The 20,890-nt window shown below is 73.7% G+C and carries 16 protein-coding genes; 1 reads left to right on the top strand and 15 read right to left on the bottom strand.

From position 1 onward, the window contains the following. Positions 1–17: 17 nt before the first annotated feature. The 8 genes from ACZ5ID_RS00665 to ACZ5ID_RS00630 form a co-directional block, all read right to left on the bottom strand. On the bottom strand, positions 18–1,562 hold the full coding sequence (locus tag ACZ5ID_RS00665; RefSeq protein ID WP_468892110.1) for an RNA polymerase sigma factor: 1,545 nt from the start codon (positions 1,560–1,562) through the stop codon (positions 18–20). Positions 1,563–1,937: 375 nt separating this feature from the next. Then, positions 1,938–2,825 (bottom strand): FadR/GntR family transcriptional regulator, encoded by an 888-nt coding sequence (locus tag ACZ5ID_RS00660; protein ID WP_468892109.1) that lies wholly within the window; start codon positions 2,823–2,825, stop codon positions 1,938–1,940. Positions 2,826–2,985: 160 nt separating this feature from the next. Then, the gene (locus ACZ5ID_RS00655) at positions 2,986–4,743 is read right to left on the bottom strand and encodes an ATP-binding cassette domain-containing protein (protein WP_468892107.1); all 1,758 of its coding nucleotides are present in this window, start codon (positions 4,741–4,743) and stop codon (positions 2,986–2,988) included. Between the two features lie 194 nt (positions 4,744–4,937). Next, the gene (locus ACZ5ID_RS00650) at positions 4,938–5,708 is read right to left on the bottom strand and encodes an NUDIX hydrolase (protein WP_406556543.1); all 771 of its coding nucleotides are present in this window, start codon (positions 5,706–5,708) and stop codon (positions 4,938–4,940) included. Between the two features lie 208 nt (positions 5,709–5,916). Then, positions 5,917–7,833, bottom strand: coding sequence for a glycogen debranching N-terminal domain-containing protein (locus ACZ5ID_RS00645; protein WP_468893126.1), 1,917 nt, complete (start codon positions 7,831–7,833; stop codon positions 5,917–5,919). Positions 7,834–8,324: 491 nt separating this feature from the next. Beyond that, on the bottom strand, positions 8,325–9,863 hold the full coding sequence (locus ACZ5ID_RS00640) for a DUF4192 domain-containing protein (RefSeq protein WP_468892105.1): 1,539 nt from the start codon (positions 9,861–9,863) through the stop codon (positions 8,325–8,327). A gap of 299 nt (positions 9,864–10,162) precedes the next feature. Continuing rightward, entirely contained in the window at positions 10,163–10,618 is a 456-nt protein-coding gene (locus tag ACZ5ID_RS00635) for a carboxymuconolactone decarboxylase family protein (RefSeq protein WP_358837865.1), read from the bottom strand. Positions 10,619–10,983: 365 nt separating this feature from the next. Further along, complete coding sequence (locus tag ACZ5ID_RS00630; protein WP_468892103.1) at positions 10,984–12,177, bottom strand: ScyD/ScyE family protein; 1,194 nt, start codon at positions 12,175–12,177, stop codon at positions 10,984–10,986. A gap of 394 nt (positions 12,178–12,571) precedes the next feature. Here ACZ5ID_RS00630 and ACZ5ID_RS00625 point away from each other — a divergent pair, with 394 nt between their 5' ends. After that, positions 12,572–13,654: a methyltransferase gene (locus ACZ5ID_RS00625; protein ID WP_468892101.1), complete on the top strand. Its 1,083-nt coding sequence runs from the start codon at positions 12,572–12,574 to the stop codon at positions 13,652–13,654. Positions 13,655–13,737: 83 nt separating this feature from the next. Here the strand turns inward: ACZ5ID_RS00625 and ACZ5ID_RS00620 are convergent, their stop codons facing one another. Genes ACZ5ID_RS00620 through ACZ5ID_RS00590 form a run of 7 tightly spaced genes read right to left on the bottom strand, consistent with a single transcriptional unit; the run spans position 13,738 to position 20,644 of the window. Then, positions 13,738–15,126, bottom strand: coding sequence for an alkaline phosphatase family protein (locus ACZ5ID_RS00620; protein ID WP_468892099.1), 1,389 nt, complete (start codon positions 15,124–15,126; stop codon positions 13,738–13,740). Then, entirely contained in the window at positions 15,123–16,292 is a 1,170-nt protein-coding gene (gene eboE / locus ACZ5ID_RS00615; RefSeq protein ID WP_468892097.1) for a metabolite traffic protein EboE, read from the bottom strand. Before eboE ends, ACZ5ID_RS00620 begins: the two co-directional genes overlap by 4 nt. Positions 16,293–16,295: 3 nt before the next feature. Continuing rightward, positions 16,296–17,144, bottom strand: a complete 849-nt coding sequence (locus ACZ5ID_RS00610; protein WP_468892095.1) for a TatD family hydrolase — start codon at positions 17,142–17,144, stop codon at positions 16,296–16,298. A 2-nt stretch (positions 17,145–17,146) separates the two neighbouring features. After that, entirely contained in the window at positions 17,147–17,761 is a 615-nt protein-coding gene (locus tag ACZ5ID_RS00605) for an EboA domain-containing protein (RefSeq protein ID WP_468892093.1), read from the bottom strand. Continuing rightward, entirely contained in the window at positions 17,758–18,630 is an 873-nt protein-coding gene (locus tag ACZ5ID_RS00600; protein ID WP_468892092.1) for a sugar phosphate isomerase/epimerase family protein, read from the bottom strand. The genes ACZ5ID_RS00605 and ACZ5ID_RS00600 overlap by 4 nt, the downstream gene beginning before the upstream one ends. Beyond that, a complete protein-coding gene (locus ACZ5ID_RS00595) occupies positions 18,627–19,511 on the bottom strand; it encodes an SCO3242 family prenyltransferase (protein ID WP_468892090.1) in 885 nt (294 codons plus the stop codon). The genes ACZ5ID_RS00600 and ACZ5ID_RS00595 overlap by 4 nt, the downstream gene beginning before the upstream one ends. Further along, a complete protein-coding gene (locus tag ACZ5ID_RS00590) occupies positions 19,508–20,644 on the bottom strand; it encodes an inositol-3-phosphate synthase (protein WP_468892088.1) in 1,137 nt (378 codons plus the stop codon). Before ACZ5ID_RS00590 ends, ACZ5ID_RS00595 begins: the two co-directional genes overlap by 4 nt. Positions 20,645–20,890 lie beyond the last annotated feature (246 nt).

Below are 20,890 nucleotides of genomic sequence, written 5' to 3'. Positions count from 1 at the left end.
GAGCGTACGAACGCGACCTAGTCGAGGTAGTCGCGCAGCACCTGCGAACGCGACGGGTGGCGCAGCTTCGACATGGTCTTGGACTCGATCTGGCGGATGCGCTCACGCGTCACTCCGTAGACCTTGCCGATCTCGTCCAGGGTCTTCGGCTGACCGTCGGTGAGGCCGAAGCGCATGGAGACCACGCCCGCCTCGCGCTCCGAGAGGGTGTCGAGGACCGAGTGCAGCTGCTCCTGCAGAAGCGTGAAGCTGACCGCGTCGGCCGGGACGACGGCCTCGGAGTCCTCGATGAGGTCACCGAACTCGCTGTCGCCGTCCTCACCCAGGGGGGTGTGCAGCGAGATCGGCTCACGGCCGTACTTCTGGACCTCGATGACCTTCTCCGGGGTCATGTCGAGCTCCTTGGCCAGCTCCTCCGGGGTGGGCTCACGGCCCAGGTCCTGGAGCATCTGGCGCTGCACGCGCGCGAGCTTGTTGATGACCTCGACCATGTGCACCGGGATACGGATGGTGCGGGCCTGGTCGGCCATCGCGCGGGTGATCGCCTGACGGATCCACCAGGTGGCGTACGTGGAGAACTTGTAGCCCTTGGTGTAGTCGAACTTCTCGACCGCGCGGATCAGACCGAGGTTGCCCTCCTGGATGAGGTCCAGGAAGAGCATGCCGCGGCCCGTGTAGCGCTTGGCCAGCGAGACCACGAGACGGAGGTTGGCCTCCAGCAGGTGGTTCTTGGCGCGGCGGCCGTCCTCGGCGATGATCTCCAGCTCGCGCTTGAGCTTGGGGGCGAGCTTGTCGGCGGCCGACAGCTTGTCCTCGGCGAACAGGCCGGCCTCGATGCGCTTGGCGAGCTCGACCTCCTGCTCGGCGTTGAGCAGCGGGACCTTGCCGATCTGCTTCAGGTAGTCCTTGACCGGGTCGGCGGTGGCGCCGGCGACGGCGACCTGCTGGGCGGGAGCGTCGTCCTCGTCGTCGTCGGAGAGGACGAAGCCCTTGTTCTCGCCCTCGGCCTCCTCTTCGTCACCCTTGCCGGGCGCGACGTCCTCGAGCAGCTCCTCGCCCTCGATGACCTCTTCGTCGCCCTTCTTGCCGGCGGTCTTCTTCGCCGCCGTCTTCTTGGCGACGGCCTTCTTGGCGACGGTCTTCTTCACGGCCGTCTTCTTGGCGGCGGCCTTCTTGGGCGCCTCGACGTCGTCCGCCGACGCGTCCACGGTCTCGGCGGCCGGGGCCGCGGTGGCCGCGACCGTCTTGGTCACGGTCGTCTTGGCCGCGACCGTCTTGGTGGCGGTGCGCTTCGCCGGGCTCTTCGCTGCGACGCTCTTCCGGGTGCGCTTGGGAGATTCCGCGGCACTGACCATCAGCGTCACACCCTCTTCCTCGAGGATCTGGTTGAGGCTGCGCAGAACATTCTTCCACTGGGTTGGCGGAATCTGGTCGGCTTCGAAGGCCCGACGCACGTCATCGCCGGCGATCTGCCCATCAGCCTTTCCCCGCTCGATGAGCGCCATCACAGACTCTGACTCGGCGATCTCCGGCGGGAGCGTACGGGATGTGCTGGCCGACACGAACAACCTCTCGGAACGATGGAAAACGGCTTCCGGCCCCGCCCATGATCGGGCCGGAGCCGACGACCGCCGGCTGGGGATTGTGCCGACGACGCGGGCTGAACCTCGGAGCTGCACAGCGCCGCGAACGGCGGCTGTATTCCTTCCTCGGCTGTTACCTCTTAGGTCATCGCACGGTTCCGAGGAGTGTTACGCCCAATCTACGTGGCCCGAGTCACACCCCATGTCCGACATAAACGGCCAGTGGGGACAAAGTATCCATAATCACGGTCCGACCGTAGCGGTCCCACCATCGCGTCGCCGGACCCCCGAGGTCCGGCGACGCGTGCTTCCTCCGGACGGGGCGGCGAGGTCTCGCCCGGCAGCGCTCCGCCCTCAGTGCTCGCGCGGCGCGGGAACGACGCGCTCGACCTCGGGGTGGACGGTGAGCAGCTGGCGCATCGCCGTCTCGGCCGCCGACCCGTCGGCGGCGGCCAGAGCGTCCACGATCCGCCCGTGGTGGGTGAGGGCGGCCTCCGAGTGGCGGTCACAGCCGGTGACCGGTCCGCCGGAGACCTGGAGGGCGGCGCCGACGATGCCGGAGAGGTGCTCCAGCATCCGGTTGCCCGCGGCCTGGATCAGCAGGGAGTGGAACTCCGCGTCGGCCCGCGCGAAGGTGATCACATCGCCCTGGGTGAGGGAGTGACCCATGATCTCGACCATGTCGCCGAGGCGCTGCTGGAGGTCCTCGCGGCCGTGCCCCGCCGCGAGCCGGGCGGCCAGCGGCTCGATCGTCCAGCGCAGCTCGCTGAGCTCGCGCCGCTGGTCGTCGCGCTGCGGCCCGAAGGCCCGCCACTCGATGATGTCGGGATCCAGCAGGTTCCAGTCGCTGACCGGGCGGACCCGGGTGCCGACGTTGGGGCGCGCGCTGACCAGGCCCTTGGCCTCCAGTACGCGCAGCGACTCGCGGACGACGGTCCGGGAGACCTCGAAGCGCTGGCCGATCTCCTCGGGGACCAGCGGGCGGTCGGCGCCGAGATCGCCGGAGACGATCATCTGGCCGAGCTGCTGGACGAGTTGGCCGTGCAGTCCTCTCCCGCGGCTGCCCGCCGCGCGGCGGCTCACCCGGCCGAGGTCTGCCTCGGCTCCGTCCCAGGCGGGGAGGGAGACGCGGTCGGCGCCGCGCGCCTCCGCGTAGGGGTAGCGGTCGAGTTCGCCCGGTCCTGCGAGGCCGGAGTCGGCGGCGCGGGCGGTGGTCATCATGGTGTGCGCAAGGGTACTCACGCATCCTTTGTCGGCGGGTCTTCCACGGCCCTTGAGGTCTTTGGTGAAAAGCACACGAAAGGGTGATCTCCGCACCCCACGCAATTGACGCTTTATCGGAAAGAAGCGGGCATTGTCTGGGGAGTTGTGACGCTCCGTACACACCGGGGCCGGAAGGGGATCACCAACGGGCCCTCCCGCGAAGGCCGGTGACCACGTAGGCGCAGAGCAGCACGGTGAGCGACAGCGCGAGGGCGGCGCCCTGCGGCCGGGCGAGCAGGTGCAGCGCCGAGGCCAGCGCGTCGTCCAGCAGACGCGGCCAGCGCAGCCAGGCCACGTCCCGCAGCCGGGCCGGGAGTCCGGCGACCGAACGCGCCTGCGGGGCCGACAGCGCCTTCTGTACGAGCGGTACGACGGCGACCGGTACCGCCAGGACGGCGGCGAGCCCGGCGGCGGTGGCACGGAAGATGCCGGCCGCGAGCAGCCCGGCCCAGGCGCAGCCGACGGTCAGTCCGGCCCAACTCGCCACCAGCGAGGGCCAGTCGGGGGGAACCCGCACCACGTCACGGCCGTAGACCAGGCGCAGGGCCTGTGCGTCCAGGGCGACGGTGAGCGCGGCCAGCAGCAGGGCGGCCCCGGCCGAGACGCCGAGTTTGGCGAGGAGGAGTCCGAGCCGGCGCGGGACGGTGCCGCGGTCGGCGGCGAGCGCGGGGTAGCGGTACTCCTCGCCGAAGGCGAGCGCCCCGAGGATCCCGGCGGCCAGCGCCGCGGGCGGCAGCGGCAGCAACCCGGGCCAGGCGGCCACCAGGTGGGGCAGCGGGGTGTGCCCGGAGCGCCCGAGTACGGCGGCGAGCGCGACGGAGCCGAGGAGCGCGGCGCCGATGAGCAGGTATGCCGTACGGACGCCGAGGAGGCGCCGGAGTTCGTAGCGCAGGGGGCGGAGTGGGGTGCGGGGCAGGGCGGGAGTGATCGGGGGGCGCGGGTGGGGGACGGAGGCGCCGACCGGGGCCGCGGAGAGATCGTCCGGGGCGGTGGCCGGGGCCGGGCGGGGGGCCGGCTCCGCCGGGCCGGTATCGGCGACCTCGTCGGTGAGGCGGTGGACGAGCACGCCGTGGCGGAACGCCGTTTCACCGACCTCGGCGCAGCTCGCGCCGTAGACGGAGAGGTGGCTGCCGTCCTCCGCGACCACCTCGACCGAGCGGCGCGCGGCCCGGGCCTCGCGGCTGACCAGGGACCCCAGACGGGCGGCGTGCGGGGTGGCGACGGCCACCCGGGGGCGCAGCCGGGTGCGGGAGAAGTCCGTCACCTCCTGGTCGGCGACGAGGCGGCCCCCGTCGACGGTCACGACCCGGTCAGCCACCCGGGCCGCCTCCTTGGGGTCGGCGAAGGTGCACAGCACGGTGCCGCCCTGCTGGGCGTGGCCGCGCAACAGCCCGTACAGCCAGCTGTTCTCGCGTGGCGAGAGGCCCTCGGCGGGCTCGTCGAGGACCAGGGTGTGCGGGTCGCCGAGGAGGGCGGCGGCCAGGCCGAGCCTGCGGTCCATGCCGAGCGAGAGGGTGGCGAGCCGCTGGTCCCCCAGGCCGTCGAGGCCGACGACGTGGAGCATCTCCTCGGCGCGGGCGGCCGGGACCCCGGCGACCGCGCACATCAGACGCAGCTGCCCCCGGACGGTACGGGCGGGGTGGCCCGGCACGTCGCCGAGCAGGGTGCCCACCTCGCGGGCCGGGTGGGCGATCCTGTGGAGGGGGCGGCCCCGGAAGTAGGTGATACCCCGGCCCGGTTCGAGCTCCAGCATCAGGCGCAGAGCCATGGTCTTGCCGGAGCCGGGGGCGCCGAGCAGGGCGGTGATCAGGCCCGGCCGGGCCTCGAAGGTCAGGTCGTCCACCTCGGGCGGACGGTCGCGGCGGGGTGTGCTGGTGAGTCCGATGGCCTGGAGCATCGCTTCTCTCCCGGGGGTGAGACCGCTCGACGGCACGGCGGGAGGACGGGTACCGGAGTAACATAACGCGACATTTCGGACTTTTTATGCAACCTCGGGCATGCGCGTGCCCGCGCCGGGCGCGTGTCCGGTGCGACGGGGGCCGGGGGCCGGGCGGGGACGACCGGCGCCGAGTCGAGCCCGCGCCGGGTCGGTCAGACCTCCGGGCGGAGCATCGGCGGGTTCAGCAGGGTCGCGCCGCCCGCGCGGAAGAGCTGGGCGGGACGGCCGCCCTGACGGGTCGTGGTGCCGCCGGCCGGGACCAGGAAGCCCGGGGTGCCGGTCACCTTGCGGTGGAAGTTACGGGGGTCGAGCGCGACTCCCCACACCGCCTCGTACACCCGCCGCAGCTCCCCCACGGTGAACTCGGCCGGGCAGAACGCCGTGGCCAGCGACGAGTACTCGATCTTGGAGCGGGCCCGCTCCACGCCGTCCGCGAGGATCCGGGCGTGGTCGAAAGCGAGGGGAGCGGGCTGCTCGTCCTCACGGCCGAAACCGCCCTCCTGGCTCAGCAGGTCCTCCACGGGCGCCCAGCGCGCGCTGTGCGCGTCGCCGCCCGCGCGGGGGGCGGGCAGATCGGGGGCGAGCGCCAGGTGCGCCACGCTGACGACCCGCATCCGGGGGTCGCGCCGGGGGTCGCCGTATGTGGCGAGCTGCTCCAGATGGGCACCGTTGCCGGGCGCCGGGGCGGTGGCCGCCGGGTCCTGGGCGCAGAGACCGGTCTCCTCGGTCAGCTCGCGGGCCGCCGCCGCCGACAGGTCCTCGTCACCCCGAACGAAGCCGCCGGGCAGCGCCCAGCGCCCCTGGAACGGCGGCTCCCCGCGGCGGACGACCAGCGCGCACAGGGCGTGGCGACGCACGGTGAGCACGACCAGGTCGACGGTCACGGCGAAGGGCGGGAAGGCCGACGGGTCGTAGGGAGACATGGGGCGATCATAGTCGTCTCCCTGACGATAAACACGCCCCCGGGCACGGCCGGTCGTACCTTCTTCCCCGTCCGCCACACGGCTCCCCACAGGGCCGGTCCGGCCACGGCTCCTCACCGCGTCGGGCCTCTCGCCGTCGGCGCCCCCCGCCCGCGCCGCGGCGACCGGTGCGGCCTCCCGCCCGGTCCCGGATTCACTCGGCATTCCCTCAGCCTCCCAACTGGAGCCGGTCGGCGGCCTGCTCGACCATGCCGACACCGAGCCTGCTGACCCGCACGGCGAACGGCTCCCCCGCCACGCTCAGCCCGGACAGCCGCACCGCGCCGAGCGGCGCCGACCGTACGGGGCACAGGGCGACCGTGCCCGCCGGGGCGTCCGGGCGGATGCCCGTCAGCGCGGTGAGCAGATGGACCGCCGAGGCCGCGGCGACGGCGGCCGGGCGGCACGCGGCCGGGTGCGGCAGCGGAGCACTCTCGGCGGTGCGCTGCTCCCCCGCGAACATCTCGGGCAACCGGTAGCCGAACGTCTCGGCCGCGTCCAGGAGTCCGCGCAGCAGTGCGCTCGCCTCCTTCTCGTACCCGGCGACCGCCAGTCCCGCCACGGCGACGGCCGTGTCGTACACCCGCACCGCGCCCGCGCGGTGGCCGAACGGGTTGTAACCCGGCTCCTTGGCCCCCAGGCCGCGCAGCCCCCAGCCGGTGTCCAGGGCAGGGGCGCCCAGCAGGCGGGCCAGCTGTTCCGTCTGCACCTTGTCGAGCAGCCCCGGGGCGAGCCGTCCGGCGCCGAGCAGGCCGGTGTCCAGGAGGTGGGCGGCGCCCGCGCCGAGCGGTGGCAGCCGGCGGCCGTCGGCGGTGCGGGCGGCGGCGGGGCGCCCGCCCGCCGGGTCCTCGATCCAGAACTCCTCCCGGAACCGCTCGCGCAGCCCCGCCGCCCAGGCGGCGCACTCCTCCGCCCCCGGTCTGCGGCACTCGCGCAGCAGCTCGGCGCCCAGGACGGCGGCGCGGTGGGCGTGGGCCTGGGTCTCGGCCCGCACGAGGCCGCCCGCCGGGCCGGGCTCGCCCAGGTACCCGTGGTCACCGGCGCACGCGCGCAGCCAGCGCAGGCACCGCTCGGCCGTCGGCAGCAGCTCGGCCACCTCGGTCTCGGCCAGCCCCCAGCGACGGGCCTCGGCGAGCACCACCGGGAACGCGAGGGTGGCCTCCACGCCGGTGCAGCTCGGCGGCAGATGAGGTCCCGCGTCCCGCGACGGGCCCGGGATGAGCCCGAACTCCCGCTCTCGGCCCTTCAGTTGCGTACGGGCGACGGCGCGCAGGGTCGCCGCCGCCAGCCGGGTGGAGAGCGGCAGGGCCATCCGCGCGGCCCACAGCGCCTCGGCCGGGGCGGGGCCGGTGCGCCAGGGGACGCCCGCCGCCACGTATACGTCCAATGGATGCGCCGGGTCCCGTACGAGCAGGGCCCGCAGGTCGTCCAGGCCGTTCCGGAGCAGCGGGCCGACGCGGGGGTCGTCGCCCTCCGCCTCGGCCCGCGGCAGCGGATGGGTCGCGGCCTGGCCGGGCAGCCGGGCGGGGCGGTCGGTGCGGATGCGCAGCTCGATCGTGTACGAGCCGGCCGGGGGCAGCTCCACGTCCCAGCGCAGGACGCCCGCCGAAGCGAGCGCGTCGGCCGGGGACGGGTGGGCGCTCACCACCGCGTGGGCGCCGGGTGCCGTCCAGCGCATGCCCGAGCCATGGACGCTGCCCGGCAGTTCGGGTCCGGCCCGGCCCGCCGCGACCGCCCCCAGTTCGGCCAGGTCCGTCCCGAGCGCGATCTCCACGGGGAGCCGCAGCGGGCGGGGCGAGGAACTGCGCAGGGTGATCCGCTCGCTGCCGTCGGCCTGGCGCAGCCGCTCGATGGTGATCTCGGGGTCGGGGCCGCTGTCGGCGGGGGTGCGCACCACCGCGAAGAAGCGGGCGCGGTCGGCCGATATCGATCTGCCCTGAAGGGCGATCGGCTCCCGCCCGGCCACCTTCAGCTCACAGCGCGCGAGCAGTCGGCGCCCGTGCCGGTAGAACCCCTCCAGCCCGTGCCCGGTGAGCTGGCCGTGCTCGGCCGAGACGACGAGCCCGGGCAGGGCGACGGAGATCAGGGCGGCGTGGAGTGGGGGAAGCCCGGCGAATCCGGGACCGGGCGGCGGGGCGGGAGGCCGGGAGGCGGGTCTGGGTGCGGGGGCGGGGAGCCGCGAGGCGGGTGCGGGTGTGGGGCGCCGCCCCGGGTCCGGTTCGAGCGCGCGCCCGGATGCGGGACCAGGGCCAGGACCAGGACTGGGTCCGGGTTCCGCCCCGGCCCCGCGTCGCGCTCCGGGCGAAGCGACACCGGCCCGGGGAGAAACGCCGGCCCCGGGTAGGTCACCGGCTCGGGAAGAGATACCGCCCCAGGAAGGACTACCGGCCCGGGAAGGGACACCGGACCAAGAAGAACCACCGGCCCGGGGAGGGACATTGAACGTCATACCTTGCCTTCCGAGCGCTCCGGCCGCGTACGTGCGTCGGGCGGACCGCCCTCGCGCGGCGCCCCCCACGTGAACGCGGCCGACCGTGCGCGGGTCACGGAGCGACACGGCGTGGCGTCGGCCCGGTGTCATTGGTCCGTCCCGTCCCGCCGCACCGTCCGGTTGCTCCGCCGGGTCCCTCGCCGGGCAGCCCCGCCCGCCGCGGAACCGTTGCCATCGGGAAGGGCCGGGGCGGGCAGGCCGTCCTTTCGGTTCGGGGCGGGCACCCCGTCCTTCCGGTTCACCGGAGCCTTACCCGGCGCCTTGCGGCGCAGCTTGAGCCGGCGCGCGGGCATGGCCGCGCCCATGTCCAGCGCCGAGATCGGCGCCGCGACGTCGGGCCCGCAGGCCGGGGCAATCTCAACGGCCGGGGCAACCCCAACGCCCATGGGGCGTACGGGACTTGGCGCCGACGTACCAGGCCCGCACACCGGGGCCCCCGTGACGCCGGATCCCCATGCCGTGTCCGCCGCCGCGTCCTCCCGCTCCCGCCTCTCCTCCCGCAGGCACCTGCGCAGGGCCTCCGGGTCCAGGCCCTGGTTGCAGGCCTGGTGGAGGAGTTGGGCGAACTGGTAGTCCGGGTCCGCGCGCAGGGCCAGGCCCAGGGCGACCCGGGCGGCCGGCTCATCGCCCGTCGACCAGGCCACCCAGCCCGCCAGCGTCAGCGGGACCGCCGCGTGCTCCCCGTAGCGGCCCACGCAGCGGCGGGCCAGCGCGCGCCACAGGCGCAGGGCCAGGACCGCGTCCGGGCCCTCCATCCACTCGGCCGCGCGGTCCCGGGTGGTGCGGTCCTGGAGGCCGAGGAGCAGGGCCGCCGCCTCGTCGTGGGTGATCAGGCCGTCGTCCAGCGCGTCCCCGTCCGTACGGCCCGCGGCCGGGGGCGCGCCGGCGAGGCGGCGCATCAGCCTGCCCGCCAGGTCGAGGGTCTCCCGGCCGACCCGCAGCCGCTCCTCCTCGTTCAGGACGCGGGGCACGAGCGCCGCCTCGGCCGCCGCGAGCGCCCGCTCCTGGTCGGCCGCCGCGGGGCGCCGCCACGGGGTGAGGCGTGCCTCCATCTCCCGCAGGGAGCCCCGGACCTGGAGGCCCGCGAAGGTCGCGGCTGCCGCCAGCACAGACGTACCGGGCAGAGCCAGTACGTTCCCCTCCGGCGGGCAGCAGCGCGCGTCCGGGCAGCAGTACGACCAGTACCTGCCGTCCGAGATGCACAGCGCCTCCAGGACCGGGACGTCCAGGGCGCCGCACGCCGTCCGCAGCAACTGCGCCAGCGGACGGAGCCGCTCCATCACGTGACCGGCTGTCGCGTCCCCGGCCGGGTCCGGGTCCTGGCAGAGGAACACGATGATCCCGTCCGGGCGCGGCCCGCGCCGCTCGCTCCCCGCCACCAGGCACTCGGCCAACTGCGCGGCGACATGCGGCCATTCACCCGGCGCACGGGGAATGCCGAGCCGGAGCCGCCCGCCGAAGCGGCCCCGGCGACCGTGGAGGGCGACCATCACGATCGAGTCCGTCGGATGGAAGCCCATCAAATAGGGCAGGGCGTCGGCCAGTTCGGCCGGGTTGCGCAGGGTGAGCTGCGGGTCGTCTTCGGGCAGACCGTGGGAGCCGTGCGATTCGCGGTGCTTGTTCATGCTCCGACGGTCCCGCGCCGGGCCACCCCTCACCAGCCCTGTGGATAACGTTGTCCACAGGCGAGAACAAGCCATCGAGAATACCTTCAGACTGAGGGGCGGGGGGGGGGGGGGGGGGGGGGGGGGGGGGGGGGAGGCCCCCCCCCCCCCCCCCCTTCCCCCCCCCCCCCCCCCCCCCCCCCCCCCCCACCGCCCGCTCTGTCCAGCTCCGCAGCCGCGCCCCGGTCCGGGTCCGGTTCCGCTTCCGGGCGGGGCGCCGGGTCCGGCGGGGCCGTGCCGCACACCTCGCTAGACCGCGTCTACCACTTCTGGCCGGCCTGCTGCTTCGTCGTGGCGTTGAGCCGGTTGAACAGGTTGCTGACGGCGATGTGCAGCACCAGCGAGGCCAGCTCCTGCTCGTTGAAGTGCTTGGCGGCCTCGTTCCACACCGCGTCCGGGACCGGGTCCTCGCGGTCGTTCAGGCGCGTGACGTGCTCGGTGAGCGCCAGCGCGGCGCGCTCGGAGTCGGTGTAGAAGGGGGTTTCGCGCCACGCGCCGACAGAGAAGATCTTCTCGTCGCTCTCGCCCGCCTTGCGCGCCTGGCCGGACGCCGACTCCACACAGGGGCTGCAGCCGTTGATCTGGCTCGCGCGCAGGTGGCTGAGCGCCAGCAGACCCGCCGGGACGCCGCCCGCGTAGGTGGCCTTGTACAGGCTCTGGATGGCCTGCATCGCGTCGGGGAGGACCATCGCCGGGTTCTGCATCCGTGCTTCCATGACTGCTCTCCTTCAGAGATCTCAGCGATCGCTTTCAGCCGATCGCTCAGCGGTGACGCCGGCTCGATTCCTTCGGTCGGAATCCCGCGTCACAGAACTGACGGGTCCCGCCTCAGGAGTGTGACCGCGGAAGGAGAAGGATTTTGCGCGCGGCCGTCGAGCGGGCCCCGCCAGGCCCCCGAAACGGCCTCGCCACACGGACGTCGAAGCGGCCCCGCAGGGCGTCAGGAGCCTTGCGGGGCCGCTCGTCGCACACCGGCCGGAACCACCGGCCGACACCGGCCCCGGCGTCAGGACCAGGACCGGGTCACGGCCGGAACCGGGCCCGGGGCGGCATCAGCTCCGGGACCGGGACCGCGTCCGGATTACTCGGTGACCTTGATCAGCTGCCCCTCGGTGCCGACCGAGTTGTTGGTCACGTAGATCTCGTTGTTCGGACCCACGGCCAGACCGGTGGACATCGCCAGCTTGCCGTCGGTCGGGATCTCGGTGACCGCCTTGGTCTTGGTGTCGATCCGGTTCAGCTTGCCCGGCAGCGGCGGGCCCTGCTGCTGGAAGCCGCTGGTCAGCGTCAGCGCGATCAGGTTGCCGTTCTTGTCGGCCGCGAGGTCGCTGACCGCGGTCAGACCGCTGGCGAAGACCTCGGCGCGGTGCCCCGGCACCAGCCGCCAGATGCGCGAGCCGCCCGGGCGCAGACCGCCCATGTCGGCGATGTAGAACGCGCCGTCCGCGCCCTTGACGATGCCGCTGGGCACCGACTGGACCTTGACCGTGCCGTCGGCGGCGACGGTCTTGGTCTGCGGGGCGAGCGACTCCAGGACCTTCTTCTCCTTGGCCGACGGGGCCGTGCCGGCGCCGCCCGGGGCGGGGAGCTCGTTGTCCGGGAAGATCGCCTCGGTCGTGGTGCGACCGCCGAAGCCGACGCCGATCAGGTCGTTGGCACCGGCGTCCGTGACCAGGAAGCCGCGGCCGTTGCGGGCGAAGCGCCAGGCGTTGCTGTGGATCGACGCCTCCTCGCCGCCCGCCGGGTGGCCCAGCACCCAGTCGGGGTCGAGCAGTGTCTCGTGCTTGACCGGGTCGCCGACGACCCAGCCGCTGGCCGTCTGGAGCGTGCCGAGCTTGGCCGCGTCCGCCCCGAGCTTGGCGCGGTCGTCCGTGCCGCCGCCGAAGCCGCTGAGGACGAGGTAACCCGATCCGTTGGCCTCGACGTCGTTGGGACCGGCGGCCGAGATCGGCTCGTACGGGTTGGTCGGGGCCACCGCGGAGGACGCCAGGCCGGTGACGACGCGGCCCTGCTGGGTGCCCTTGACACGGTAGACGGAACCGGTCAGTCCGACACAGTGGGTGCCCGGCGCGCAGCCCGGCTTGCCCACGCCCGACTCGGCGATCAGGATCGTCCCGTCCGCCTGGACGGAGAGGCCGCGGGGGTTGTTGAGCTTGCTCGCGATGACCTCAATGTTGGCGGCAGCGGCCCTGGCCTCCTTCGGCGAGGACGGCGAGGCCTGTGCCGGGCCCGGGATCAGCGTGACGGCCAGCGTGCCCACGGCCGCCGCTGCCACGAAGGCCCCACTCCAAGACCTGCGTATTCTCGACATGTCTCTCCCTCATCATGGCGTGCCCCCGTCATTGGGAGCCGACTCAACGGGCGCCACGATAGACGCTTCTACCTCAACAGTCCTGTATTCACAGGTAAGTTGTAAGCCTGTCCGACTGCGATGCATCCGCAGTTGCACACTTGATTCGCGCTCGGAATTCACTGGTGCCGAACTCGGGTCGGCATTTCGGCCAACTCGGGCCTGTTTCTCGCGCGTTGAGTGGTTGTTCGCCGCCGTGCTCGGCTCTAGAGTCTGCCGGGCGACGCCCATAGTTGACGCCATAGCTGACGCCGTAGTTTCCGGTATCCCGGCAATTGAGACTCCGATACCGCTGCGCAACCGCCCACGGAGGATACGCATGCCCCCAATTCCGCCCGCCCGAGTCGTCCGCATCGTCGAAGGGGTGCGCGCGCGGGTGCAGCGCCTCGCCCAGCTGATGGTGCCCGCGCCGATCGCCGTCCTCGAACTGGCCCAGGGCGCCTGGGTGTCCCAGGCGATCTACGTGGCGGCCGAGCTCAAGATCGCCGACCAGCTCGCCGACGGCCCGCTGTCCTCGGAGGAGATCGCCCGGCGGATCGAGGCCGACCCGGACGCGGTCCACCGCCTGCTGCGCGCCCTCGCCGGCTACCGCATATTCAGTGAGCAGAGCGACGGCCGGTTCAAGCTGACACCGATGGCCGACGCACTGCGCACCGGCACGCCGACGTCGATGCGCGACATGGCCCTGTTGACAGGTCACCCCGCGAGCTGGGAGGACTGGGGTGCGCTCATCCACACCGTGCGCACGGGCCAGCCGAGCCTGGAGAAGAACCGCGGGATGCACGCGTACGAGTACCTGGGCCAGAACCCGGAATTCGCGGAGATCTTCCTCAACGGCATGGGCACGCTCTCGAATATGGAGACCGAGCCCATTCTCGCCGCGTACGACTTCTCCAAGTACAAGACCCTCGTCGACGTCTTCGGCGGTCGTGGCGGTCTGCTCTCGGCGATCCTCAAGAAGACACCCCAGTCGAAGGGCATCCTCTTCGATTCCCGGGCGGACGAGCTGGGCGCCCACACGTTTCTCTCGGAAGAGGGTGTGGTCGACCGGGTCGAGATCGACAAGGGCGATCTCTTCGGTCCGCTGCCCGCCGGTGCGGACGCCTATCTGCTGAAGCACATTCTGCATGAATGGCCGGAGCCGAAGGCGCTGGAGATCCTCAAGAACACGCGTGAGGCAATCAGCCCCGACGGCCGGCTGCTCGTCATGGAATTCGTTCCTCCGGAGGGCAACGCGCCGCACCCAGCCAAGCTCGTCGACCTGTGGCTGATGATCCTGGTCGGCGGCAAGGAGCGCACCGCCCGCCAGTACTCGGAGATCCTGCGGGCCACCGGCTTCCAGCTCGACCGGGTGGTGCAGACCGCCGCGGGCGTCTCCATCGTCGAGGCGCGCCCGGTCTGACCGGCCCCGGGTCACTCGCCCGTACGAAGAAGCTCCTGGCGGATCGTTTCCGCCAGGAGCTTCTTCCGTTACGGGAGCACGCGCTACGTCAGCCCCGCCAGCCTCAGCAGCAGCCCCTTCACCTCGGTGGCCGCCACCTCGTCGCCCACCGCGTCCGGAGCCGAGCACAGCAGCAGCGGCCCGTCCCGCGGGTCGTCGGGCAGCCGCCCGTGGCTGCCGCGCACCGGTGAGGGGTCCAGCGGCACGACCGCCATCCGGTAGCGCATCCCGAGCTTCTTGCGGGCCAGCGCCTTCGCGGCCCTGACCTTCACATACGGGTCGAGCGGGTCCATGAACAGCTCGACCGGGTCGTATCCGGGCTTGCGGTGGATCTCGACGAGCTGGGCGAAGTCCGGGGCGCGGTCGTCGTCGAGCCAGTAGTAGTACGTGAACCAGGCGTCCGGCTCGGCGATCGCGACCAGTTCGCCCGAGCGCGGGTGGTCGAGACCGTGGCTCTTCTTGCCCTCGTCGTCGAGGAGCCGCTCGATCCCGGGGACGTCCGCGAGGGCCTCGCGGACGGCTTCGAGGTCCTCGGGCCCGCGGACGTAGATGTGCGCGAGCTGGTGGTCGGCGACCGCGAAGGCACGGGAGGCCATCGGGTCCAGGTACTCCATCCCGTCCTGGGTGTGCACCTCCAGGAGACCGGCGCGGCGCAGGGCGCGGTTGATGTCCACGGGCCGGCTGACGCGGGTGATGCCGTACTCCGAGAGCGCCACCACCGTGCGGCCGGCCGCCTCGGCGTCGTCGAGCAGGGGCGCCATGGCCGCGTCGAGCTCGGCGGCGGCGCGGTAGGAGCGCGGGTCGTCGGGCCCGTACCGCTGGAGGTCGTAGTCCAGGTGCGGCAGATAGCACAGCGCGAGGTCCGGGGCGCGGGTCGCCAGGATGTGCCGGGTGGCGTCGATGATCCACTGGGAGGAGACCAGGTCGGCGCCGGGTCCCCAGAAGTGGAAGAGGGGGAACGTGCCGAACTTGTCGTGGAGTTCGTCGTGGAGGGCCGGGGGCCGCGTGTAGCAGTCGGGCTCCTTGCGGCCGTCGGCGTAGTAGACCGGACGCGGGGTGACCGTGATGTCGGTGTCCGCGCCCATCGCGTACCACCAGCAGATGTTGGCCACCGTGTAGCCGGGGTGGGCGCGTCGCGCCGCGTCCCACACCTTGTCGCCCTCGACCAGGCCGTTGTGCTGGCGCCAGAGCAGGACCTCGCCGAGATCGCGGAAGTACCAGCCGTTGCCGACGATGCCGTGTTCGGCGGGGAGCGTGCCGGTGAGGAAGGTCGACTGGGCCGCGCAGGTCACGGCCGGGAGCACCGTGCCGAGCCGGGCCCGGGAGCCGGAGCGGCCGAGCGCCTTGAGCCGGGGCATGTGCTCCAGCAGCCTGGGGGTGAGGCCGACGACGTCCAGGACGAGGAGCGGGGTGGGTGCGGGGGCGTCGGTCATGGCAGTTCCTTGAGGCCGAGGTCGGTCAACAGGTCCCGGGCGAGCGCCAGTTCGGCGGCGATGCCCTCGGCGAGCCGGTCCCGGTCGCGCGGGCGCAGCTCGGCGGGCAGCGCCTGCCAGGTGTACGTCTCGACTTCCAGGTGCCGGGTGCGCGCGACCGGGCCGCCGACCAGGACGGCCAGGGCCTCGCGCAGTACGGGCAGGGTGGAGGTCAGCGGCGCCGCGGGGCGCGCGTGCAGCGGTACGTGGAAGTGGGCGCGCCAGGGGGCGCCGTCCGGCAGGGCCCCGTCCGTCAGGGCCGTGCCGAGGTCGTCGGTGCCGAGGAGCGTTTCGCCGTTCCTGGTGCGGGTCTGGTGCAGGAAGCGCGGTTCGGCGAACTCGGCCAGTGCGGCGCGCACTTCCGGCCTGGACGGCTCCTCGGCGTGCAGCGCGGCCGACAGCTGGGCCTTGGGGACCGTGAGTCCGGCGGTGCGCAGCGCGTCGAGCGCCCGGGTCGGATCCTCGAAGGAGGTGGCCAGATGGCAGGTGTCGACGCAGACGCCGACCCTGGGCGAGCCGATCGCGGTGAGCGGGGCGACGGCGTCGGCGGTGGTCTCGACCGTGCAGCCGGGCTCGGGCTCCAGACCGATCCGGATGGACTTCCCGGTCTCCTCCTCCAGCGCGTCGAGGCGCGCGGCCAGCGTGCGCAGCGCGGTGTGCGCCGTCTGGGCCGCGGCGCCGTCGAAGCCGGTGCGCCAGGCGAGCGGGAGGGTGGAGATGGTGCCCTCGGTGACGTCGTCGGGGAGCAGCCCGGCGAGCAGGCGGGCGAGGTCGGTCGTGTACGCGAGGCGTTCCGGTTCGGTCCAGTCCGGCTTGTAGACGCGGTACTTGACCTCTTCGGCGCCGAACCCCTCGTACGGGAAGCCGTTGAGGGTGACGACCTCAAGGCCGCGTCCGTCGAGTTCGCGGCGCAGGCCGCGCAGCGCGGCGGGGTCGGCGCTCAGCTCCCCGGCCGCGCCCCGGGCCAGCCACAGACCGATGCCGAGCCGGTCGGTGCCCAGGCGTCGGCGCACCGGCTCGCAGTGGTCGCGCAGTTGGGCCAGGACGCCGTCGAGGGTCTCGGCCGGGTGGACGTTGGTGCAGTACGCGAGGTGGACCGTGGAGCCGTCGGGGTGGCGCAGTCGCATGGGCTACTCGCCGCCGCGCAGGATGGAGTTGCCCTCGTGCAGGGTCGGCGGCGCGGCCACCGAGAGGTCGAGACGGCCGCTCAGCCCGTAGAAGGCGACCGGGTTGCGCCACAGCACCAGGTCCACCGCGTCCTCGTCGAACCCGGCCTTCAGCATGGTGTCGGCCACCCTGCGGGTCTTGAGGGGATCGCTCCTGCCCCAGTCGGCGGCCGAGTTGACGAGCACCTTCTCCGGGCCGTACTCGTCGAGGATCGCGACCATCCGGTCCTCGTCCATCTTGGTGTCGGGGTAGACGGAGAAGCCGAGCCAGGCGCCGCTGTCCTTGGCCTCGCGCACGGTCGTCTCGTTGAGGTGGTCGAGCAGCACCCGGTCCGGGGCGAGCGCCGACTCGCGTACGACGTCGATGGTGCGGCGCAGACCGGTCAGCTTGTCGCGGTGCGGGGTGTGCACCATCGCGGGCAGGCCGTGCTCGGCGGCGAGCTGGAGCTGTACGGCGAGGGCGTGGTCCTCGGCGGGCGTCATCGAGTCGTAGCCGATCTCGCCGACGGCGACCACCCCGTCCTTGACCAGATAGCGCGGCAGCTCGTCGAGGACGGGCGTACAGCGCGGGTCGTTGGCCTCCTTGGGGTTGAGGGCGATCGTGCAGTGGTGGGCGATGCCGTACTGCGCGGCCCGGAACGGCTCCCAGCCGAGCAGCGCGTCGAAGTAGTCGAAGAAGCTCGCGGGCGAGGTACGGGGCTGGCCCAGCCAGAAGGCGGGCTCGACGACCGCGCGCACGCCCGCCGCGTACATCGCCTCGTAGTCGTCGGTGGTGCGGGACGTCATATGGATGTGCGGGTCGAAGATACGCATGGTCAGGACTCCTCGGCCCCGGTGAGGGCCAGTACGCGGTTCAGGTCGTCGGGGACGGGGCGGCCGGCGGCGGCCCGCTCCTCGGCGTAGTCGCCGAGCATCCGGGCGAGTTCCGTGTCGCCGTGGGCGCGCTCCCCCAGGGCGGCCACGGCGTCCACCGGCACGGCGGTGAACAGGCACTTCAGTACGGCGTGCCGCCAGGCGTGCGGGTCCAGATGGGCCGCCGCGTAGGTGCCGACGGCCGCCGCCACCAGCCGGGTGTCGTTGGCGCGCAGGGCGTCCTCGACGAGCGGCACCCCGGCGGCCGGGTCGATGCCGAGCTCCGGGAGCGCCAGCAGGACCGCGCGGCGCTCGGCGGCGCTGCCCTGCCGGTAGAGCCGGGTCGCGGTGGCCGCGTCCACCCGGGCGGTGCGCAGCAGCAGGACGCGTGAAGCGTCGACGGCGTCGGCGTCGGCGCCGAGGTGGCGCCCGGCCGAGGCGAACCGCAGCTCCCAGGGGGCGGTGCCGAATCCGGCGGACGGGCGCTCGGCGGTGTGCGCCGCCTCGGCGAGCGCCTCGTCGAGCCAGGCACGGGCGGCGCCGCCCAAGCGGGCGTCGAGTTCCGCACGAGGTATCACGGCTGTACTCCCTTCAGGGGCGTTGCGGCGCCCGTGACGAGCGGACGCAGGAACTCCATGGACCGGCGGGCCTGTTCGGGGCCCGCGTGGGAGTGGCGGGGCAGCTCGACGACGGTCAGGCCGCGGTATCCGGTGGCGTCCAGCGCCGCCAGGACGGGCGGGAAGTCGATCTCGCCGTCCCCGAACGGCAGGTGTTCGTGGACCCCGCGCCGCATGTCCTCGATCTGGACGTGCCGCAGCCAGGGCGCGGCGGCCCGGACGCACTCGGCGGGCGGCAGCGGCTCCAGGCACTGGCAGTGCCCGATGTCGAGGGTGAGCCCGAGCGGTTCCGGGTCGCCCAGCTGGGCGCGCAGCCGGTGGAAGTCCGCGAGGGTGGCGAGGAGATGGCCGGGCTCGGGTTCGATCGCGAGCGGCACACCGCTCGGCGAGGCCGCGTCGAGGACCGGCTCCAGGGCCTCCCCCAGGAGCTTCCAGGCGGTGTCGTCGTCGAGGCCCGCGGGGGTGATGCCGCTGAAGCAGTGCACGGCGTGCGCGCCGAGGTCGGCGGCGACACGGACGGCCGTGACCAGCAGCTCGGTGCGCCGGGCCCGGGCCCGGGGGTCCGGGTCGAGCAGGGACGGGCCGTGCTTGCGCCTCGGGTCCAGGACGTACCGGGCGCCGGTCTCCACGGTCACGTCGAGGCCGAGCTCGCCCAGGCGCCGGGCCACCGCCGCCGTGCGCGCGCCCAGTCCGGGCGCGAGCGGGTCGAGGTGCATGTGGTCGAGGGTCAGCCCCACGCCCTCGTACCCGAGGTCCGCGAGGAGGCCGAGGGCGTCGTCGAGGCGCAGGTCGGTGAGGCCGTTGCTGCCGTAGCCGAGGCGGATGCTCATGTGGGGCTGACCTTTCGTGCGAGCGTGCGGGCCACGGGGACGAGGGCGGCCAGGGCGGCGGCGGTACGCACCGAGCCGGCCCGCGCCGCGAGGGCCGCCTGGAGCGGGATCATCGCCTTGATCCCGCCGCCGACCGCCCGCTGGGTGAGCGGGGGCGAGGGGTTGAGGACGGCGTGGAAGAGGGGCCTGGCGGCGGTGGCGGCGTAGGTCGCGGCGAGGCCCGCCCGCGCCAGGTCGGCCGGTGCGGGGCGGGTCCACGGCGACGGCGCGGGCCGGGCCGTGAGCGCCCCCAGGGCCAGTGCTCCGGCCAGCGCCGCCAGCGGCGCGGCCACCGAGCCCCCCTGTGTCTCGTGGCGGGAGACGGTGGTGACCGCGTAGGTGTGCGCGCCCAGCGCCGCGGCCGGGAGCAGGGACGGCCGCGCCACCGTGCCCCCGGTGGCCGTCGCGCCCAGGAGGAGGTCGAGGGAGCGGGCCGCGGCCATCGCCGCCGGGCCCGCCGCGGTGTGCTTCAGACGCAGGTCGTACGCCCACACCGTGCCCGCGAGGGCGGTGGCCACCAGGCCGGCCGGGCGACCCGCGCGATGGGCGAGCGCCAGGCCCGCGCCGGTGAGGCCGGCCGCCGCCACCAGGGCCGCGGCGGGCTTCACCCGGCCGGACGGGATCGGGCGGTGCGGGCGGTCGACGGCGTCCTCGGCGCGGTCCGCCCAGTCGTTCAGGGCCATGCCGGCCTCGTACAGGCACAGCGAGGAGCCGACCGCGAGCGCGGTGCGCCGGTTGGGGCGCAGCCCGGCGGATGCCGCCCCCGCGAGGGCGTCGCCGGGAACGGTGAACAGCGCGGAGACGCGCAGCAGTTCGGCCCAGGCGCGCAAGCCCTGCTTCACCGGACCTCCCGCAGCCGCTCGGCGAACTCCAGCAGCACGCCGTACTGCTCGGCGAGGGCGGAGGAACCGCCGTCCGGGTCCTTGAAGTAGAAGCCCAGCTCGGGGCGGGGGCCGGTGAGTCCGGCTTCGTGGGCGCGGGCGGTGAGGCGCGCCAGGTCCAGAACGAGCGGCGCGGCGAGCGCCGAGTCGCAGCCCTGCCAGATGGTCTGGAGGACCATCCGCGAGCCGAGGAAGCCCTCGAAGACGATGTGGTCCCAGGCGGTCTTCCAGTCCCCGAGCGCGGGCACGTCGTCGATGTGCACCTCGCCCTCGGGCAGCATGCCGAGGGTGTCCTCCAGGACGCGGTTCTTGCCCGCGTTCTTGGCGGCGGCTGCGGCCGGGTCGGCCAGCGAGGCCCCGTCCCCGCCGCCGAGCAGATTGCTGCCGGACCACGCCCGTACGGCCAGGGCGCGCTGGCGGAACATCGGCGCGAGCACCGCGCGGAGCAGGGTCTGGCCGGTCTTGCCGTCGCGGCCCGTGTACGGGACGCGGGCCTCCTCGGCCGCGGCCTCCAGGTCCGGGTGGCGCAGACCGGTCGAGGGGGTGAAGTTGACGTACGCGCACCCGGCGCGCAGCGCCGCCGCCGCGTAGAGGGAGGAGGCGGGCAGCCGGGGGTCGCCGTCGGCGGGCGCGGGCTCGGTGGAGGAGACGTTGACGACGACGGTACGGGCGACTCCGGTGCGGCGGGCGAAGTCGGTGAGGTCGGCCGTGAACGCGGCGATCAGCTCCTCGTCGCCGCGGGTGTCGCCGGGCAGCGGGCCGCCCATGCGTATTTCCTCGTCGGCGGCGGCGAGTTCGGCGCGCACGGCGGCGGGCAGGGTGTGCGGGAGCACTCCCTGGGTGGCCAGTTCCTCGGCGCGCTTTGGCAGGGGGCTGCTGGCCACGTCGTGGCCGCCGAAGACGAAGGACGACAGCTCGGGAAGGCCGGTGCCGGTGAAGTCGGGGCTCTCGGTGACCATGCCGGTGGCGGGCTGGAGCCCGGCGGCGACGGCGGCACAGCCGGCGACCGCCGTGGTGGCGACGGAGCCGCGGGCTCCGATGAACCAGACCCCCGTCCGGGGGCCGTTGTCGCGGGTATCTGCGTAAGGGGACATGGACAGCCTCCTGGGTACGTCAGCGCGTTGAAGCCTTTCCAACCTGACGGCAGGGACGGCTGGTTGGGCAGCTGTTCGAACGTATCGATGATCCGCCCGCCGACGGACGGTTGCGGGTGTGCCGCAGTTGCACGCGGCCAACGGGCGGAGTGGGGGGGGGGGGGGGGGGGGGGGGGGGGGGGGGGGGGGGGGGGGGGGGGGGGGGGGCGGGGGGGTGGGGGGGGGGGGGGGTGGGGGAGGCCTTGC

This window comes from Streptomyces sp. NPDC031670 (assembly GCF_055580545.1).
Note: the sequence above shows the minus strand (reverse complement) of the source record. Positions and strands in the feature narration are given on the sequence as shown.

Bases quoted from the DNA above. Each gene is read 5' to 3' on its own strand.
- eboE (WP_468892097.1), bottom strand. From the start codon at position 16,292: ATGCGACTGCGCCACCCCGACGGCTCCACGGTCCACCTCGCGTACTGC.
- ACZ5ID_RS00620 (WP_468892099.1), bottom strand. From the start codon at position 15,126: ATGACCGACGCCCCCGCACCCACCCCGCTCCTCGTCCTGGACGTCGTC.
- ACZ5ID_RS00640 (WP_468892105.1), bottom strand. From the start codon at position 9,863: ATGAACAAGCACCGCGAATCGCACGGCTCCCACGGTCTGCCCGAAGAC.
- ACZ5ID_RS00650 (WP_406556543.1), bottom strand. From the start codon at position 5,708: ATGTCTCCCTACGACCCGTCGGCCTTCCCGCCCTTCGCCGTGACCGTC.
- ACZ5ID_RS00590 (WP_468892088.1), bottom strand. From the start codon at position 20,644: ATGTCCCCTTACGCAGATACCCGCGACAACGGCCCCCGGACGGGGGTC.
- ACZ5ID_RS00635 (WP_358837865.1), bottom strand. From the start codon at position 10,618: ATGGAAGCACGGATGCAGAACCCGGCGATGGTCCTCCCCGACGCGATG.
- ACZ5ID_RS00655 (WP_468892107.1), bottom strand. From the start codon at position 4,743: ATGCTCCAGGCCATCGGACTCACCAGCACACCCCGCCGCGACCGTCCG.
- ACZ5ID_RS00625 (WP_468892101.1), top strand. From the start codon at position 12,572: ATGCCCCCAATTCCGCCCGCCCGAGTCGTCCGCATCGTCGAAGGGGTG.
- ACZ5ID_RS00600 (WP_468892092.1), bottom strand. From the start codon at position 18,630: ATGAGCATCCGCCTCGGCTACGGCAGCAACGGCCTCACCGACCTGCGC.
- ACZ5ID_RS00610 (WP_468892095.1), bottom strand. From the start codon at position 17,144: ATGCGTATCTTCGACCCGCACATCCATATGACGTCCCGCACCACCGAC.